This window comes from Acidobacterium sp. S8, assembly GCF_009765985.1.
Classification (GTDB): domain Bacteria; phylum Acidobacteriota; class Terriglobia; order Terriglobales; family Acidobacteriaceae; genus Alloacidobacterium.
In genome coordinates, this window is record NZ_LMUM01000011.1 from 111,864 (window position 1) to 129,712 (window position 17,849).

Consider the following 17,849-nt stretch of genomic DNA (forward strand, 5'->3'; position numbering starts at 1 on the left):
GTTCTGCCAATGTATAAAACTTTTTTCAATCTGACCCGAAACCCGTTCGAGCTGACTCCCGACCCGAGGTTTCTCTTTTCCACGCGTCGACATGATGAGGCGCTCGCAGCCCTCTATTATGGAGTGCGCCGGCATAAAGGCTTTGTGGTTGTAACGGGCGAAGTGGGCACGGGAAAGACTTTATTGCTTCGGTGCCTGCTGCAGCTACTGCAACAAAGCAAAGATGTAGCGTACGCGTATCTGTTCAATAGCCTTCTATCTCCAACAGAATTCCTGCAGTACATCCTTGCTGATTTCGGACTTCCTTCTTCAGGCAAAAACAAGAGTGAGATGCTGTTTGATCTGAGCCAGTTTTTGATTGCGCGCGGACAGAAGAAGCTAAGCACGGTTCTGATTGTGGATGAGGCGCATCATCTTTCCGCAGAAATACTCGAAGAGGTCCGACTGCTGACGAATCTGGAAACAGCGGAAGATAAGTTGCTGCAGATTGTGCTGGTAGGGCAGCCGGAGCTGGACGAAAAACTGGATTCCACCGGATTACGCCAGCTGAAGCAGAGAATTGCGATTCGGGCACGGCTCGATCCTCTGAGTGAAAGCGAAGCGAGAGGTTACATCGAACGGCGTCTGCGAATTGCGGGAGCCGACGACCAGGCCAGCACGATCTTCTCGCCAACAGCCATTACTGCTATCTACCATCACTCGCGTGGCTTTCCACGACTGATTAACACGATCTGTGAGAATGCACTGATTACCGGGTATGCGAGAGAAATGCGGAGTATTTCCCCGGACGTCATTGAGGATGTAGCCACCGATCTGTGCCTGGGTGTGGTTCGGCCGAATGCCGGTCACAAGACGGACGGGCATAGCGAGGTTGATATACAGAGAGCTATCAACGCTCTTCTGGACCTTTACACGTTACACGAATCAGATACGAATACACCGGAAGTACGTACCAGCGAGCGAAAATGAGCCGTATATTTGACGCACTACAAAAATCGGAAATGGAGCGGGCTGGCAGCGGCGCGTCCACACTGTCTGCGGCCGCAGACCTGTTGCAGGTCGTCGAGCGCCAGTCTGTCTCAGCATGGGAAGTGGAGAAGAAAACGCAGCCCTCGATTGCTGTTGAGGAGCGGAGTGCCGTAGCGCTGCTGGATGAGACTCCTGATATCTTCTCGCAGTTTCCGGCTCTTGAAGTGTCAATCACTCCTCAGAGCCAGCTGGTGTCGCTCACCGACAACGGAAGCCTCGCGGCGGAAAAATTTCGTTTCCTCGGCGTTCGGCTTCGGCATCTACAGCGGGAGCGCACGCTCAAGAAGGTTTTGATCACCAGCACGGTTCCCCATGAAGGCAAGAGCATGGTCGCTGCCAACCTGGCATTTATGCTCGCCCGGAAGAAGAACCAGAAAGTTCTACTAATTGATGGGGATTTGCGGCGTCCTTCTTTAGCGCAGTTGTTCGGGACCAAGCCGACACCTGGAATCTGCGAGTGGCTGCAGGAAGAGCACAATTCTCTGGGAAACATTTACCACCTGGAAAAACTGGATTTGTGGTATCTGCCGGCGGGAACACCTTCTACTAACCCGTTGGAGTTGCTGCAATCATCCAAGCTTACCGCTCTGATGGAGCGGCTAAATTCGATGTTTGATTGGGTTGTCATCGACTCGCCACCGGTCCTGCCTTTAGCGGACACGAGTGTGTGGTCGCGGATAGCGGATGGAGTTCTTCTGGTAACACGCCAAGGGACCACGCAAAAGAAGCAACTCATAAAAGGGATCGAAGCACTCGATCAACATAAACTTATCGGAACGCTATTGAATTCTTCCCGTAGCTCATCGCACAGCGATTACTACTATGGATATGGCTCGCCGCCAGTGGATGCGTCTGCTCACCGGTAGCATACATCTCCGCCGCTCTTATCACCCCCTCCCAAAGTTAGACAACGGCTGCGTCAATCCATCCAAGCTACTCGGGTTCGACAGAACACCGATCCACACATTTCTCGACCATTCAACGTAGCCGGTTTTTCCTCCCCGCCACTTCTTTCATAGCCATCGAGCCGTTTAAGGCCCGGCCCCGGCCTATTCGGCGATCACAACTGAGGCAAGGAGAAGGTTCAGTGACATTACTGAGTTCAATCGAGGAAACAAAAGCACGCACGTCGTCGGCTGAGCCGCCCATCGATCGCTCAGCTCTGAATCAGGACGCATTTCGCCGCATGATCGCAATTGAGCGCAAGCGAACGGAGCGTTCCGGCAAACCCTTCCTGCTGATGCTTCTGGATGGTGGGAACCGCCATGAATCCACCCGCATGCAAAAGGCACTCGATACCATGCTGGTAGCATTGCAGGCAGCTACGCGAGAGACCGATGTGATCGGTTGGTATCAGGACCAGACCATTGTGGGAGCTATCTTCACAGGACTGGTGATCGACGACAAAGCCTCGATCCTCAATACGATTCTCACCCGGGTAAGCATTGCGCTAAGGGATAAGCTGACGTTTGAGCAGTTCAACCAGGTGAGCATTTCCTTCCATTTTTTCCCTGAAGAATGGGATGAGGATATGTCTGGGAGGCCAAGTAATGACGCTTTGTATCCCGACCTTTCGCAGCACGATCAGCGCAAGCGGGCTTTGCTGAATATAAAGCGTCTGATGGACATCGCGGGCAGCCTGCTGACTTTGATCGTGTGCCTTCCGGTGTTACTCGCCATTGCCCTTGCGGTGAAGCTTTCTTCGAGAGGGCCCGTGTTCTTCCGGCAACAACGTGTTGGTCAACACGGAAAATGCTTTACCTTTCTAAAATTCCGTTCGATGTATATCAACAATGACCACACCGCGCACAAGGAATACATGACGAAGATGATTGTGGGTGATGCGGCTGAACCCCTACACGGAAAAGGGGAAAAGGTATACAAGATCACGAACGATAAGAGAATCACCTCGGTCGGAAAGTTTCTGCGCAGAAGCAGCCTTGATGAGCTTCCACAATTTCTGAATGTACTCGCAGGTGACATGTCCCTGGTCGGTCCCCGCCCCGCAATTCCATACGAAGTTGCTTCCTACCAGACATGGCATCGCCGCCGCGTGCTTGAAGTAAAGCCCGGCATTACAGGACTGTGGCAGGTGAATGGCAGAAACCGCATCAAGTTTGATGAAATGGTTCGCCTCGATCTGCAGTACGCCAAGGCATGGTCCCCCTGGCTGGATATCAAAATTCTGGTGCGCACGCCTGGTGCAGTCCTAAAAGGGGCTTACTAGAAGGACTAAGTCATTTTGGCGAACACATAGTTATTCGTTCAAGGGCCCATCTGATTTCGAGTAGTAGATACTCAACAGTTTTAAAAATTTTGGAAGAACGGTAGATCATCGTGAACTTCGGTGTTATAGGTTACGGCTACTGGGGGCCGAATATCGTAAGGAATCTTGCCAGCCTAGAAGATTCCCGCGTGCTTGCGATCGCAGATGCAAGTCCAACAGCGCGGAAACGCGCACAAAAAGCGTATCCGGAAATTCATGTGACCTCGGACGCTTCAGAAGTGACCTCGTCTCCTGAGATCGACGTTGTCGCAGTCATTACACCCGTCTGGACGCACTATGAGCTGGCCAAAGCTGCTCTCGAAAATGGAAAGCACGTCTTTGTCGAGAAGCCGTTTACCAGCAATACCGCTCAAGGCGAAGATCTGATTAATCTCGCGCGGCGAAAGAACCTGAAGATCATGGTCGATCATACGTTCCTGTTCACTGGAGCGGTGAAGAAGATTTCACAGCTTATGGATGAAGGAACGCTGGGAAAGCTCTATTACTATGACTCTACCCGTGTGAACCTCGGTCTGTTTCAGCATGACATCAACGTGCTATGGGACCTGGCTCCGCATGACCTCTCGATCATGGACCACCTGATCAACGGCAGCCCGGAAGCCGTGGTAGCGACGGGCCAAAATCACCTGAATGGGCACGAAGACGTCGCCTACATGACGCTGTACTTTCCCGAAAAGGTGATTGCTCATGTGAATGTCAATTGGCTTTCTCCGGTGAAAGTTCGTACCACATTGATCGGTGGCGAGAAGCGGATGCTTGTCTGGAACGATCTGGAAGCCGATGAAAAAGTAAAGGTATATGACAAGGGCGTAGATATCAGGAATCGTGAAGGTGTTTACGAATTGCTGGTGAACTATCGCTCTGGTGATATGTGGTCTCCGCAGTTGGAGCAGGTGGAGGCGTTAAAGCAGGAACTCACCTATTTCGTAGATTGCATCTCGAGCGGCGAAGAGCCGTTTAATAACGGCTGTGCCGGGCTGAGGGTCGTCAAGATGCTGGAAGCCGCCACCGAATCGCTGCGACAGAAGGGCACCTTGGTTTATCTCTAGATCTCCCCTTCCACTCATTCGTACTTATTGTTAAAGGAGCAGCTGAAATGCAGACTGTAGTGGTAATGGGTAAAGGCGACCTGGCGATCAAGGTAGCCAACTGGTTCCTGCAATCAGAGAAATACAAACTGACCGCCGTTGTTCCGGTTATGCCAGAGCCTAAGTGGACGCAGTCACTGGCTGAGTGGAGCAGAGCAAACGGCATCCCGGTCATCGAATCCGGCCATTACAAAGACCTGCCGCAACTCGGAGCCGGTGAGCCGATTGACCTTGCGGTATCAGTCTTCTATGACAAGATCATCAAAGCGTGGTTCATCGACCGGTGTAAGAGAATCATCAATCTTCACAATGGACCGCTTCCTAAGTACCGCGGTGTCTCTCCTATCAATTGGGCGCTGAAGAACGAAGAGCTCGAGCATGGTGTGACCATCCACGAGATCACGCCGGGGATCGATGACGGACCAATCATTGGTCAGGTGAAGTACTCCATTTACCCGGCCTTCGATGAGGTCATTGATGTATACCGGCGCGCTCTGGAATACGCATGGACGCTGTTCCAGCAAACCGCTCCTATGCTCGACAAGATTGAAGCGCGTGAGCAAAAGCATGAGGAAGCGAGTTATTACAGCAAGCTGGATAATCCTCTACTGGGTGAACGCAGCGAATTCACCCGCCAGGCAGAACCGGTACACGCTGCGCACTGATGAAACGCGGAGAAGTCTGAAATATAAAAACGGTTTCGATTTTTCACCATGGAGCAAAAATGAATAATGCAACGCAAATCCCGTTCCTTGATCTGATCACGCCGCATGCTGAACTCGAGGGCGAGTTGGTCGAAGTGTTCAAAGGTGTACTGAAGAACGCAGGTTTCATCGGCGGTCCCTTGGTCGAAGAATTTGAAAATACATTTGCTGCTTTCTGTGATGCGCGCCACTCCGTTGCCGTAAGCAGCGGAACCGATGCACTGCGCTTTGCGCTCATGGCGTGTGGAGTTGAGAATGGCGATGTGGTCGTAACCGTTCCGCATACTTTCATCGCAACCACGGAGGCCATCTCGCAGGCAGGTGCTCTTCCGGAATTCGTGGATATCGACGAACGCACCTACAATATGTCGCCGGAGATGTTGCGCCGTTATCTGGATCAGCAGTGTGTGCGTGATAGCGCCGGCAAGCTGATCAGCGTGAGAAGCGGGCGTCCGGTCACTGCAATTGTTCCGGTCCACATCTACGGTCAGATGGCTGACATGGATGCGATCCTTCAACTGGCTGAGGAATACGGCCTGGTTGTAGTGGAAGATGCGTGCCAGGCTCATGGCGCCGAATACTTCTCTGAGAAGTTCAATTGCTGGATGAAGGCCGGCTCGGTTGGCCAGGCCGCGGCATTCAGTTTTTATCCGGGAAAGAATCTCGGAGCGTGTGGTGAAGCTGGTGCAGTCACGACGAATGACGATGAAGTAGCGGCTACGATCAAGATGTTGCGCGATCACGGCCAGGCCAGAAAGTACCACCATAATGTGGAAGGCTATAACGGGCGCCTGGATGCATTACAGGCTGGATTGCTACAGGCGAAGCTGGCTCATCTGGCGAAATGGAATGCACTCCGGCGGGATCGCGCTGCGGAATACAACCGTATCCTCGGGGATATCGAGGCCATCACTCTTCCCTATGAGCCGTCATGGTCACACGCTGTATATCACCTGTACGTGATTCGTACTTCCGATCGTGATGCCCTGGTGAACCACATGAATCTTGCAGGTATCGGCACGGGGATTCACTATCCGATTCCTCTGCATATGCAGAAGGCCTACGTATCGCTTGGATACAGCCCGGAAGACTTTCCCGTTGCGAGAATGGTAGCCGCCGAAATCGCTTCTCTTCCGATGTTCCCTCAGCTCACCGCCGAGCAACAGGCACGTGTAGCAGACGAGCTCGTGGCATTTGCCGCTAAATCCGAATCAGCTTTGGTGACGAAAGCAGGCGATGCTGGCGAGATTGATCCTGCTCTGTTGCAAACGGTTGGCGGCAATGGACGCGGTGCTTCGCGGAGCCGGTAATCGCTTCGTGTCGTGTGTGTTCAACAACTTCAGCAACTAACCTCCCTCTACTGTGACCTCTGAAATCATGGCAGCAACTTCAAACTATGTATTGATTACACCTGCGCGGAATGAAGCTCAATTCATCGGATTGACGCTTCAGTCCATGGTGGAGCAAACGCATCGCCCATTGAAATGGGTGATAGTCAGCGATGGTTCCACCGATGGTACGGACGAGATCGTTCGGAAATACGTTGCAGACTATTCGTGGATCGAGCTGCTGCGCATGCCAGACCGCAAAGAGAGACACTTTGCGGGTAAGGCACATGCCTTCAACGCCGGATACGAGCGAGTGAAAGACCTCGATTTCGATGTAATCGGCAACCTGGATGCGGACGTATCTTTCGATGCGGACCACTTTGAATCACTGATTGCGCGGTTCGCTGAGTACCCGCAGGTCGGCGTTCTCGGTGCTCCATTCCGGGAAGGAAATTATCAGTACGATTACCGATTTACCAGTGTCGATAGTGTTTGGGGCGGTTGCCAGCTCTTCCGCCGCGAATGTTTCGAGATGATCGGCGGGTACGCTCCGCTCGAGAGTGGTGGAGTGGATTTGGTTGCCGTGGTGACCGCTCGGATGAAGGGATGGCAGAGCCGAACATACTTCGGCAAAGTCTGCATACATCATCGCCAGATGAACAGCGCTATGAACAAGGGTCTGAAGCTCAAGTTCAAGTGGGGAGAGAAAGATTACCGCCTTGGCAGTCATCCGGTATGGCATATCTTCCGGTGCGCCTATCAGATGAAGTATTCGCCGTACATCGTCGGTGGTGCTTTGATGCTGGCTGGATACTACTACGCTGCAATCACTCGTTGTCCACGGTCGGTTTCTGCGGAGTTCATCGATTTTCGCGGGAAAGAACAGATGAATCGCTTGAAGAGATTTATTGCTCGTAAACCCCAGATTGCGGAAGGTGCAGTTTCACCGCAGATGGCGGCTCGTCCAAGCTCGAGCGGAGGTGGCCTGTGAGATTGATCCATCAAGGCGTGAACAGTGCACGCGCGGGCGTTCGCTCAGCTCTTCGCAGTGTATTGAGCCAGGAGCGGCGCACGGAACTGAAGCGGCTCCAGGGATTGGCGCGGAAACGTTGCGCACCGGTTCTGTCGCTAGTTCATGGGACCTTTACTACTGAGGAATTGATTGCGGATTTGTCGCGTCGACTGCCGGCCGATTTCGAAATCCTCATGGTTCATAGTTCGTTCGATGGATTTCTTCCCATGTATAAGGGCACGGCGAAAGAACTTCTCGCGGCCCTGATCGATTTCTGCGGACCTAACCGAACGCTGGTCATGCCTTCATTTGTTATGGGTGGCCGCACCTATGATTCGTCGGCTTATTTTCGTACGCACCCATTTGATGTCCGGCGCACTCCTTCGGAAGTCGGGTTGATTGCAGAAATCTTTCGCAGGACGCCTAACGTATTACGGAGCCTGCACCCGACTTGTAGTGTCTGCGCTCTCGGGCCACTGGCGAAGGAGATAACCACCGGTCACCACCTATCAGAAACGGGCCTCAGCCCGGATAGCCCCTTCGGAGTGATGACACGTGGCCGCACGGCGATTCTCGGCTTGGGTGTGGAATACTATCGCTGTCTAACGCATGCCCACACGGCCGGCCACCAGATGGGCGAAGCCTTCCCCATCAAATTTTCCAATCCGTTTACGCAGGTCACTCTTATCGACTACGACGGCAGCCGTTTTGAATACAGATTGGGACTGCCTGACCGGACCAAAAAATTAGATCTGACGATTATCTGGTCCTTGCTCTCTGCAAATGAGTTGATGGAATGGCGCTATCACGGAATTCCCATGTTCCTGATTCCGAGCGCGGGAGTTTTGACAGATCGTTTGATTGAAGCTGCACACCGCGGAATCACGATTTACGGAAAAGCCTAGACTGAGGCATTTCAGGCGAACGGAAGAAACTGATATGAGCGAGATGAAAGATAAGCCGAACGCACGGCGCGTGCTGCTGACCGGCGATACAACGCTGGAGCCACTCGGTCGGCTGCTTGAGCGCAACCAGGAAGCGCCGGCTGTGGTCACTTCGGCAGCACCATACGGGCAGGTGTTTCAGATTCTGCTGGATGCGAATCATTCCGCTTGGACGTTTCAGCCTAACGTGCTTGTTGTATGGACTGCGGCGCACATTACGCTTCCTTCAGTCGGAAAGCTGATTCGCTTCGAAGGCGAATCGCCTGCTGCGGCTTACGAAGCCGCCATTGCAGAGGCCGAACAATTCGCCGATTCCGTCCTTCGTGCAGCGGATCGCGTTGATATGGTACTGGTGCCTACGTGGGTAATCCCCACTTACGAGCGGTGGGTGCAAACGCTCGCATGGCGGCAGGGAATTGGCGTTGCGAATCTCATTGCCAGGCTGAACCTCCTACTCGCAGAGAAATTTGCCGCGCACCACAACATCGTTCTGCTCGACGCCGCATATTGGCAGGCAAGCCTGACCCGTTCGGCATACGATCCGCGCATGTATGCCTTCGCCAAGATACTGTACTCACAGCAGCTCTTTGAAAAAGCTGCAGCAGAGATGAAGGCGATCCTGAGAGGATCCTTGGGGCAGACGAAAAAGGTAGTCGTTTGCGATCTCGACAATACACTGTGGGGCGGCGTAGTGGGAGACGACGGCTCGCACAACATCAAGCTTGGCGCGCCAGATCCGGTAGGCGAATGCTTTTCTGCCTTTCAGCTGGTACTTAAGGGGCTCCGTTCTCGTGGCATTATGCTCGCGATCTCGAGCAAAAACGACGAAGCGTATGCACTGTCAGTAATTGAAGAGCATCCGGCGATGGTTCTGCGCAAGAGCGACTTTGTTGCGTGGCGAATCAACTGGAGAGATAAAGCGGAGAACTTGCTAAGCCTTGCCGAAGAATTGAATCTGGGTCTTGACTCGTTTGTGTTCCTCGATGACAGCCCGCAGGAACGGGAGCAGATAAGGCAGGTTCTTCCGCAGGTATACACTCCGGATTTACCATCATCTCCCGCCGATTACGCATCGTTTCTTTCGACACTCAGTTGCTTTGAAACTTCGAGTATCGGTAAGGAAGATTTAGAGCGAACAACCATGTATCGGGCCGAGCGCGGCCGCAAGGAAGCTCTCGATCTTAGCGGTGATGTAGAGAATTGGTTGAATTCGCTGCAGATTAAAGTGCAGGCGGCTCCGTTATGTCGGGATAGCCTGCCGCGGGCGGCACAACTGCTGAATAAGACGAACCAGTTCAATCTAAGCCTTCGTCGTTTGGACGAGAAGAGCCTCTGGGATTGGGCAGAACAACCAAGCAACGCCGCGTATACCTTCGATGTCTCCGATCGATTCGGCAACTTCGGTCTTACCGGCCTGGCCAGTCTTTCACTCACTGGGTCCGAAGCAAGAATCGTTGACTTTGTGATGAGCTGCCGAGTGATGGGCAAGAAGGTAGAAGAGGCGCTGCTTGGGTACACGCTGGCGCAGGCGAAAGCTGCGGGAGCGGAGCGCATTATGGCACCGCCGGTTGATGGCCCACGAAATGGCCCGGCCAAAGATTTCTTTGCAAGCAAGTTTTCCAGTGTCGAAAGCGGTGCGATCGATCCGGGCCGAGTTGTCATTCCACCCCAAATCAACCTGATGGAGGAACGCTGAAGCAAAAATCAGCGAATGTTCTATGGAAGAAGTAATCGCAATTCTGAATGAAATACGGCCTGCGCAGAATTTCTCGAACGCGGAGAATTTCTTCGACCAGGGCATGCTGGATTCACTTGACCTAACGGCGCTGGTAGCCGCACTTGAGACCCATTACGACGTATTTATCGACGTTGATGAAATCGCGCCCGATAATTTCAGCAACCTATTGGCAATCAAGGCTATTCTCGCCCGCAAAGGCGTGAGCGTTTAAGCGCAACTCCGCGAGTTATGACCTATCAACAGCCACATATCTCCGTCTGCATCTGCACCTATAAGCGTCCGGAGTTGCTTAGGCGCGCGCTCGAAGCTGCCTGCATGCAACGCAAAGATGATCTGTTCACCTTCACTATCGTGGTCGTTGATAACGATAAAAATGAGAGTGGACGAGAGATTGCTGCGCAAATGGCATTAGAATGCCGTGTGCCTATCAACTATGTTGTTGAAGCTCGGCAAGGTATCGCTCTAGCACGCAATAAGGCTGTCGAGAGCGCCACGGGGAATTTCGTAGCTTTCATGGATGATGATGAGCTTCCGATTCAGGAGTGGCTGCTGACATTATTCAAAACGCTTCAGGGCTGCGAAGCCGATGGTGTTCTGGGTCCTGTGGATCCTCATTTCGACGAAGATACCCCACAATGGATTATTGAGGGCGGGTTCTATTCGCGGCCAAGCCATCCAACCGGAATGAAACTTGCGTGGAGAAATTGCCGGACCGGCAATGTGCTGTTAAAACGCGAACTCTTCGCCACTGACGAGCAGCCATTTAATCCGGAGTGCTTGTCAGGCGAAGACCAGGATTTTTTCCGAAGAAAGATTGAAAAAGGGCATCAGTTCATATGGTGTCATGAAGCCACCATTTATGAAGTGGTGCCTGCTGTTCGCTGGAAACGCAGCTTTCTCATTCGCCGGGCGTTGTTCCGTGGCATCTTTGCACAACGGAACCATGGGCTCCAGCCGTTGCGGCTGCTGCAAGCGGTTGTGTCCGCGCCGGTATATGCATTAGCTTTGCCGATTGCTTTCATTTTCGGACAGGCAAAGTTCATGACATGCGTTTTCAAGTTGTCATATCACATGGGCCGATTGTTCGCTGTCGTCGGCCTGAATCCAATTCGACAGCGCTACGTTACGGAATAGCGATAGAACTGTCGTCATGCGGAGAGATCGCCGTTGGTAAGGCAGCGGCCAGCTTGCTGGCTGCGATGGGAAACCATCCGGAGGTTCGAATCCTACCTCTCTCCGCCAAATTTTCGAGAAGTACTAGATCGAGGACTCAGGTTATCAGGCATGAAAGTGAGCAATAAGGAAATCAGAGTAAGCGGGCGTTGGCTGAAGATCGCTCGCCTGGATGCTGACAAGTATCAGTTCCTCGAAGATGCTGGATCATTTATTGAGGAGCTGCGTAAGGCCAGAGTGAAAGCTGACATTTTTACCTTCATGCAGGGCTTACCCTCGACAGAGCCCAAATACAAATTTCCAATGGAATGGGACAATTTTGCTGCGATTCCTATTTCCACATTCGAAAACTGGTGGATGAAGCAGATTGGATTCAAGGCGAGAAACAAAGCCAAGCAGGCCGAGAAAAAGGGTGTTGTGATTCGTGAAGTGCCGTTCAATGACGAGCTTGTTCATGGGATATGGGAAATCTACAATGAATCGCCGATTCGCCAAGGCCGACGGTTTGCACATTACGGCAAAGACTTTGCCACCGTCTATAAGGAAGAAGCTACTTATCTTGATAGCAGTGTCTTCATCGGTGCGTACCTCGAAGAGAAACTTATCGGCTTTGTGAAGCTGGTGAGCGATGAGAGCCGCACTCAGGCCGGGTTGATGAACATTGTCTCTCTCATCCAGCAGCGGGACAAGGCTCCCACGAATGCGTTGGTGGCGCGCGCTGTTCGCTCCTGCGCAGAGCGTGGAATTCCTTTTCTGGTGTATTCGAACTTCGACTACGGCAAAAAGCAGCAGGACAGCCTCAGAGATTTCAAAGAACGCAACGCTTTCCAGCGCATGGATGTGCCACGCTACTATGTTCCGCTAACGCAGCTTGGCGCTGCTGCTGTCCGTCTCGGATTGCAGCACCGGCTCACAGACTATATTCCGGAATCGGTTGCGTCGCGTCTGCGTGAATATCGCGAAGCATGGTACAACCGCAGGTTCGAAACAGCCACGGAGGCTTCGTAGAGCTGATCATGCCTGGAATCGTTGGAATTATTACAAAAAAGTCGCGTGCTTGGGCGGAGCCGCAGCTGCAGAAGATGGTAGCTACCATGCGTCACGAATCCTTTTATACAGAAGGAACCTGGGCGAATGAAGCCGCGGGAATTTATATTGGCTGGGTTGCGCGCAAGAATTCTTTTGCAGATGTAATGCCGATCTACAATGAGCAGAACGATAAGATTCTCTTCTTTTCCGGGGAGGAATATCCCGATCCCGATGTTTATGCGCAGCTGAAGCAGCGCGGTCACTCATTCGAGACCAGAAGCGCAGCATATCTCGTTCATCTTGCGGAAGAAGATTTGTCGTTTCCTCGCAGCCTGAACGGTAAGTTTCAGGGACTGCTCATCGATTCTACCTCTGGAACCGCCACGCTCTTTAACGATCGCTTCGGCATGCATCGGTTGTACTATCATGAGTCACCGGAAGCCTTCTATTTCGCCGCCGAAGCGAAATCCATTCTTGCTGTGCGCCGGGAACTGCGCACGCCAAATCAGCAAAGTCTTGGTGAGTTCGTAGCTTGTGGTTGTGTGCTTGAAGACCGCACACTCTTCCAGGACATTCATGTGCTGCCAACGGCTTCAGCATGGGTTTTCCGAAACGGCGCTCTACAGAACAAAGGGAAATACTTCGAGCCGTCAGAATGGGAAAACCAAGGGCCTCTTGAACCGGAAGCCTACTACAGGCAGCTGCAGGAAGTGTTCTCGCGCAATTTGCCGCGCTACTTTGGCGGCGACGAGAAGGTCGGGGTTTCGCTGACAGGCGGTCTCGACACACGCATGATTATGGCGTGGTGGAAAGCTGCTCCGGAATCGCTGCCTACATATACGTTTGGCGGCCCATACCGTGAATGCCAGGACGTGATCATTGCCCGAAAAGTGGCGGAAGCATGCGGGCAGCCTTATCAGGTGATACCGCTGGGCAGTGAGTTTCTCTCGCGGTTTGCACACTATGCTGAGCGCGCCGTCTACCTGGCTGATGGATGCGTGACTGTACAGCGGTCTGCTGATCTCTATGCGAACGAGCTAGCCGCACAAATTGCCCCCATAAGAATGACTGGCAACTATGGCAGCGAAATCCTGCGGCGGCTGCGAGCATTCAAGCCAACAGCGCCAGCGAGTGGACTCTTTCAGCCGGAATTTCTTTCGCATGTCGACCGCGCGAAGGATACCTTCCATCGGCTCTCTCAAGGACACGCAGTTACCTTCACTGCCTTTCGTCAGGCTCCGTGGTATCAGTATGGATTGCTTTCGCTTGAGCAAACGCAGCTTTCGCTGAGGTCGCCGTTCCTCGATAACGATCTTGTTCAGACAGCGTTCAGGGCGCCTAAATCGGAGATCGTAAAGAGCGATATCTTCGAAGACAACAGCGACTGCGGACGATTGATCGCTGACGGAAGTGCGGCTTTGCACCGCATTCCGACAGATCGCGGGCTTGGCGTTGGTGGCGGCGTATTATCGCGCATGTCGCGAGGCGTGCTAGAGTTCACCTTTAAAGCGGAATACGCTTATGACTATGGGATGCCGCAGTGGATGGCTCGCATCGATCATGCGCTGTCGCGTCTGCACCTGGAGCATCTCTTCCTGGGACGTCATAAGTTCTGCCACTTTCGCGTGTGGTATCGGGATGCTCTCTCCTCCTATGTTAAGGAGATGCTCTTAGATTCGCGCACACTGTCGCGGCCATATGTTCAGCGCAAGACGGTGGAGGCGATGGTGAGCGGCCACCTCAAGGGAAATCGCAATTACACGACAGAGATTCATAGGTTACTTACCCTTGAACTTCAGCATCGGCTGTTTCTCGATGCGCAATAAGTCACATAGCAGATCACATCGCACATGCCAACATTTACTCTAGCCGCGTCTCTGACCTTCAGCTTCTTTTTGATCTGGCGCGATTGCCGCAGACGTAAGACAGTAAGCGCGAGAGTATGGGTTCCCACCATGCTGATATTGATACTGGGCTCGCGGCCTGCATCCATATGGGCTTCGGGAGGTACGATTCATGCCAGCACGGAGATGGCCAACGACGTTGCGACAAGCAGTATCGATCAGATGTTTTATTTCTCTGTGCTGGCGAGTTCGCTTATTTTGGCGTCGCGGAAGGGTTTCAAGTGGGGCAAGCTTTTTGCAAGTAATCCTGCAATCATGCTTTTCTATCTCTACTTCGCAATCAGCATCATGTGGTCGAGCGATCCGATAGGTTCAACAAAAAGAATTATCAAGGACTTCGGTCTGCTATTCGTGATCGCGGTCGTTCTTTCTGAAAAGGAACCGCTGCAGGCGATGCGAGCTATTTATGTTCGCTGCGGGTTTCTGCTGCTTCCACTCTCGATCGTATTCATCAAATATTTTCCTGTATACGGCCGGTCCTACGGCATCGCGGGAGATGTAATGCTTACGGGCGTGACGACACAGAAGAACTCCCTTGGCGAAATAGTACTGATCTTCACGCTGTTCATGGTCTGGGATTACCTTGAATCGCGGCCTCCCGGAGCAAAGTTCAGGATCGGGAAGATCCCGTGGGAAATTGTAATCCTGCTTGTGATTGGCGCGCAGCTGCTGAACCTCTCGCAGAGTAAGACGGCTTTGATGTGTACGCTGGTTGGAACGTTGTTAATCTGCCGCAGCGGTTGGCTGATGTCCAAGCCCATTAATATCGCGATATTGGGAGCCACGCTCTTCGTCCCGTACTTTGTATTCTTTGCTGAGCAGTTTGCCTCCATACTCGGACCGCTGACAGAAGCCATGGGCCGCAACCTGACTTTCACGGGGCGAACAGATATCTGGAAGCACATTTCGCTTAACACCGTAAATCCCATTATCGGTTCAGGTTATTGGAACTTCTGGGGCGGGCCGGGCGGATACGCGGTGAACGAGTCTATGCACGCCATCATTCCCAATGCTCATAACGGGTATGTGGATCTCTTTCTCGACGGAGGGATTACCGGGCTGTGCATACTGGTCATCATGCTGACGGCCTGCGGTTATAACATCATGAGCCACCTGGGGCCGGGCCGTGACAAGACTCACTATCATCGCGCCAGATTTGCATTTCTGATCGTTGCGATTATCTACAACATCTCAGAATCGACGTTTGCCCGCATGGGACCAATCTGGTTTACGACGCTGATGATGCTAGTCGAATTTCCACTGCCGAAGGTCAGCCTACGTAAAGCCCAACCTGCGATTGTGCAACGCGAGAAGATGCCAGATGTACATACGGAATCGATGTTAGTCGCCCGCTAACTGAAATCACAGAACCCGTTACGAGCCTAAATGAGACAGTGGTCAACATCCCGGTGGGTTGGAGTGAGTGTCGCATTAATCGCACTCCATTTTATTGTTCTTTTTGCCATCAGCAACGCTTTCACCACGCATGCTTCTTCCGCCTACAATCAAAATGGCGTTACAGATGGGTACGATCAACTAGCCGATAATCTCCTTCACGGGCATGGTTATCGCTTCTATCCGCAAACTGCTCTTACTATGATGCGGGAGCCTGGTTTTCCCGTGTTTCTGGCGGGACTGGGTCTTCTGTTTGGGCCTGCATTTACAGTCATCAAGATAGCCAATGTACTGATGGCCTTCGCCACAGCAGGACTCCTGGCGCTACTTTGCCGGAGACTATGGGACGATTTGCTTGTCTCATATATAGCTCCGATCCTGTTTTTGCTGCACCCCGGAGTTTTGCTGGCCGAGTGCCGCGGCGGCCTGGAAATTCTCTACGGGTTATTGACGACCCTACTTGTGCTCTTGCTTTACAAGTGCCTGGAAAACGGCAAGTGGGGAAGCTATATCCTGGCCGGATCTGTTCTTGGGATCACAGTGTTGGTGAGAAGCGTTCCCATGTTCTTCCCGCTCTTCTGGGGAGTTTATCTACTTGTCGGCGAAAGACGCCGTTCGTCGGCTGCTGCGACAGTCCGCAACACGGCCATCATGATTCTTTTCATGTTTGCCTTTCTCTCGCCTTGGATTATCCGCAACTACTCCTTGACGAAGAAGTTTGTTCCGACTGCGAGTGTCATGGGCGTGTCTGCTCACGCCGGCCAGTATATTGATACCCACCTATTCAGCGGAAAGCCTTGGTGGCTTTTAGATCGCGAAGCAGCGAGAGAACGCGCTCAGTTGGCAACAGATGCGGGATTTCACTTCGAAGACGATTTTTACTATCAGACCTTCTATCAGAGTCCGGACGAGCTGAAGTTTTCGAAATTCCTGTTGAATCGGGTTGTAGGTGAGTACCGGCAGCATCCTCTGCTTTTTGTGAAGTGTGTGAGTCTGAATCTCGTGAATTTCTGGATTGCCGGCAAAACATGGCTCGCCACTGCCATCAACCTGTTGGTGCAATTGCCATATCTCGTATTGGGCTTTTTGGGGCTCAGGATCGCGATCAGAAGAAGATTAGGAAAGATTGTGGCTCCTCTGCTTCTCTTCATGGCATATACGATCGCGGTGTATGCGCCAATTCTCGCCCAGGCGAGATACAGCATTCCGCTGATTCCATTCGTATCAATTTTCGCAGCGATTTATCTGTGCGGTTTGCTGGGTAAGACAAGCACCGAAGAGCAGCTAGACACGACCGTCGCGTCCGCAGGAGTGATGGACGACCGTGGTCGTATTGCGGATGAGGAAGATGATCAGGTTTTAGTAGCGCAGTCGCGTGCCGGCAAGGAGAGTTACATGGACTTAAGACCGTTAGCTGGAGTGGAGGACGAAAACCCAAACCAGCGAAACGATGTTCAGATTTCGTTTGTTATCCCAGCCTACAACGAACAGAATCGGCTACCTCGAACGGTACTTGAGACCATCGGCTGGTGTTCGGCACAGAAGCTCGACTACGAAATCGTTATTGCGGACGACGGCAGCCAGGACGAAACTCTGAAACTGGCGCGTCTTTTTGAGGCTCGCGATAGCAGAGTACGCGCGCTCGCGTGCCCACATATGGGGAAGGGCTCAGCTGTGCGCATGGGAATGCTCAACGCGCGTGGCCGTTACATCCTGTTCATGGATGCTGATGGAGCAACACCACTGGATGAGACCATCAAGCTGTTGAGCGCGCTTGAATCGGGCTATGATGTTGCCATCGGATCGAGAGCTCTCCACGGCGAGAGCGAAGTGAAAGTGCAGACTTCGATTCATCGTAGAATCATCGGTCGTGTATTCGCGTTCTTCGTCAATCTGTTTGCGATTCAAGGTATTGCCGATACACAGTGCGGCTTCAAGATGTTTAGCCACGGAGCGGCGATGGAGATCTTTTCCCGCCAGAAGACGCTTGGTTTTGCCTTCGATGTCGAAGCGCTCTTTATCGCACGGCAGCTGTCTCTAAGTGTCTGCGAGGTTCCGGTGAATTGGGTTGCACAGCCTGGATCGAAAGTAAATCTCGTCTCCGACTCGATTCGTATGCTGTGGGACATATCCCGCATCCGCTGGCAACATTTACGGTTTAAACATAATGTCAGCCTCTCAAGCCGCGCAGTAGAAATGGCCCGCAAATAGCTTTACC

15 protein-coding genes and 1 tRNA gene are annotated in these 17,849 nt (G+C 52.6%); all 16 read left to right on the plus strand.

Annotated features, from left to right (window positions below):
• Positions 1 to 9 precede the first annotated feature (9 nt).
• The 16 genes from GSQ86_RS03055 to GSQ86_RS03130 all read left to right on the plus strand — a co-directional run bounded on the left by GSQ86_RS03055 (position 10) and on the right by GSQ86_RS03130 (position 17,842).
• The gene (locus GSQ86_RS03055) at positions 10 to 969 is read left to right on the plus strand and encodes an ExeA family protein (protein ID WP_158748490.1); all 960 of its coding nucleotides are present in this window, start codon (positions 10 to 12) and stop codon (positions 967 to 969) included.
• Positions 966 to 1,895, plus strand: a complete 930-nt coding sequence (locus tag GSQ86_RS03060) for a CpsD/CapB family tyrosine-protein kinase (RefSeq protein ID WP_158748491.1) — start codon at positions 966 to 968, stop codon at positions 1,893 to 1,895. The genes GSQ86_RS03055 and GSQ86_RS03060 overlap by 4 nt, the downstream gene beginning before the upstream one ends.
• A 221-nt stretch (positions 1,896 to 2,116) precedes the next feature.
• Positions 2,117 to 3,256 carry a sugar transferase gene (locus tag GSQ86_RS03065; RefSeq protein ID WP_158748492.1) on the plus strand — a complete coding sequence of 380 codons (1,140 nt, stop codon included), beginning with the start codon at positions 2,117 to 2,119 and terminating at the stop codon, positions 3,254 to 3,256.
• A 110-nt stretch (positions 3,257 to 3,366) separates the two neighbouring features.
• On the plus strand, positions 3,367 to 4,365 hold the full coding sequence (locus tag GSQ86_RS03070) for a Gfo/Idh/MocA family protein (RefSeq protein ID WP_216840987.1): 999 nt from the start codon (positions 3,367 to 3,369) through the stop codon (positions 4,363 to 4,365).
• 47 nt (positions 4,366 to 4,412) lie between these two features.
• Positions 4,413 to 5,069 carry a formyltransferase family protein gene (locus GSQ86_RS03075; RefSeq protein ID WP_158748493.1) on the plus strand — a complete coding sequence of 219 codons (657 nt, stop codon included), beginning with the start codon at positions 4,413 to 4,415 and terminating at the stop codon, positions 5,067 to 5,069.
• Between the two features lie 59 nt (positions 5,070 to 5,128).
• Positions 5,129 to 6,418: a DegT/DnrJ/EryC1/StrS aminotransferase family protein gene (locus GSQ86_RS03080; protein WP_158748494.1), complete on the plus strand. Its 1,290-nt coding sequence runs from the start codon at positions 5,129 to 5,131 to the stop codon at positions 6,416 to 6,418.
• Between the two features lie 67 nt (positions 6,419 to 6,485).
• On the plus strand, positions 6,486 to 7,427 hold the full coding sequence (locus GSQ86_RS03085; protein ID WP_158748495.1) for a glycosyltransferase family 2 protein: 942 nt from the start codon (positions 6,486 to 6,488) through the stop codon (positions 7,425 to 7,427).
• The gene (locus GSQ86_RS03090; RefSeq protein ID WP_158748496.1) at positions 7,424 to 8,353 is read left to right on the plus strand and encodes an AAC(3) family N-acetyltransferase; all 930 of its coding nucleotides are present in this window, start codon (positions 7,424 to 7,426) and stop codon (positions 8,351 to 8,353) included. The genes GSQ86_RS03085 and GSQ86_RS03090 overlap by 4 nt, the downstream gene beginning before the upstream one ends.
• Positions 8,354 to 8,387: 34 nt before the next feature.
• Positions 8,388 to 10,088 (plus strand): HAD family hydrolase, encoded by a 1,701-nt coding sequence (locus GSQ86_RS03095; protein ID WP_158748497.1) that lies wholly within the window; start codon positions 8,388 to 8,390, stop codon positions 10,086 to 10,088.
• A gap of 22 nt (positions 10,089 to 10,110) precedes the next feature.
• The gene (locus GSQ86_RS03100; protein ID WP_158748498.1) at positions 10,111 to 10,341 is read left to right on the plus strand and encodes an acyl carrier protein; all 231 of its coding nucleotides are present in this window, start codon (positions 10,111 to 10,113) and stop codon (positions 10,339 to 10,341) included.
• Between the two features lie 17 nt (positions 10,342 to 10,358).
• On the plus strand, positions 10,359 to 11,264 hold the full coding sequence (locus GSQ86_RS03105; protein ID WP_158748499.1) for a glycosyltransferase family 2 protein: 906 nt from the start codon (positions 10,359 to 10,361) through the stop codon (positions 11,262 to 11,264).
• Positions 11,265 to 11,284: 20 nt separating this feature from the next.
• A tRNA-OTHER gene (locus tag GSQ86_RS03110) sits at positions 11,285 to 11,372 on the plus strand.
• Between the two features lie 42 nt (positions 11,373 to 11,414).
• Positions 11,415 to 12,311 carry a hypothetical protein gene (locus GSQ86_RS03115; protein ID WP_158748500.1) on the plus strand — a complete coding sequence of 299 codons (897 nt, stop codon included), beginning with the start codon at positions 11,415 to 11,417 and terminating at the stop codon, positions 12,309 to 12,311.
• An 86-nt stretch (positions 12,312 to 12,397) separates the two neighbouring features.
• A complete protein-coding gene (locus GSQ86_RS03120) occupies positions 12,398 to 14,158 on the plus strand; it encodes a hypothetical protein (RefSeq protein WP_158748501.1) in 1,761 nt (586 codons plus the stop codon).
• A gap of 24 nt (positions 14,159 to 14,182) precedes the next feature.
• The gene (locus GSQ86_RS03125) at positions 14,183 to 15,592 is read left to right on the plus strand and encodes an O-antigen ligase (protein ID WP_158748502.1); all 1,410 of its coding nucleotides are present in this window, start codon (positions 14,183 to 14,185) and stop codon (positions 15,590 to 15,592) included.
• A 63-nt stretch (positions 15,593 to 15,655) separates the two neighbouring features.
• Positions 15,656 to 17,842, plus strand: a complete 2,187-nt coding sequence (locus tag GSQ86_RS03130) for a glycosyltransferase (protein ID WP_158748503.1) — start codon at positions 15,656 to 15,658, stop codon at positions 17,840 to 17,842.
• Positions 17,843 to 17,849 lie beyond the last annotated feature (7 nt).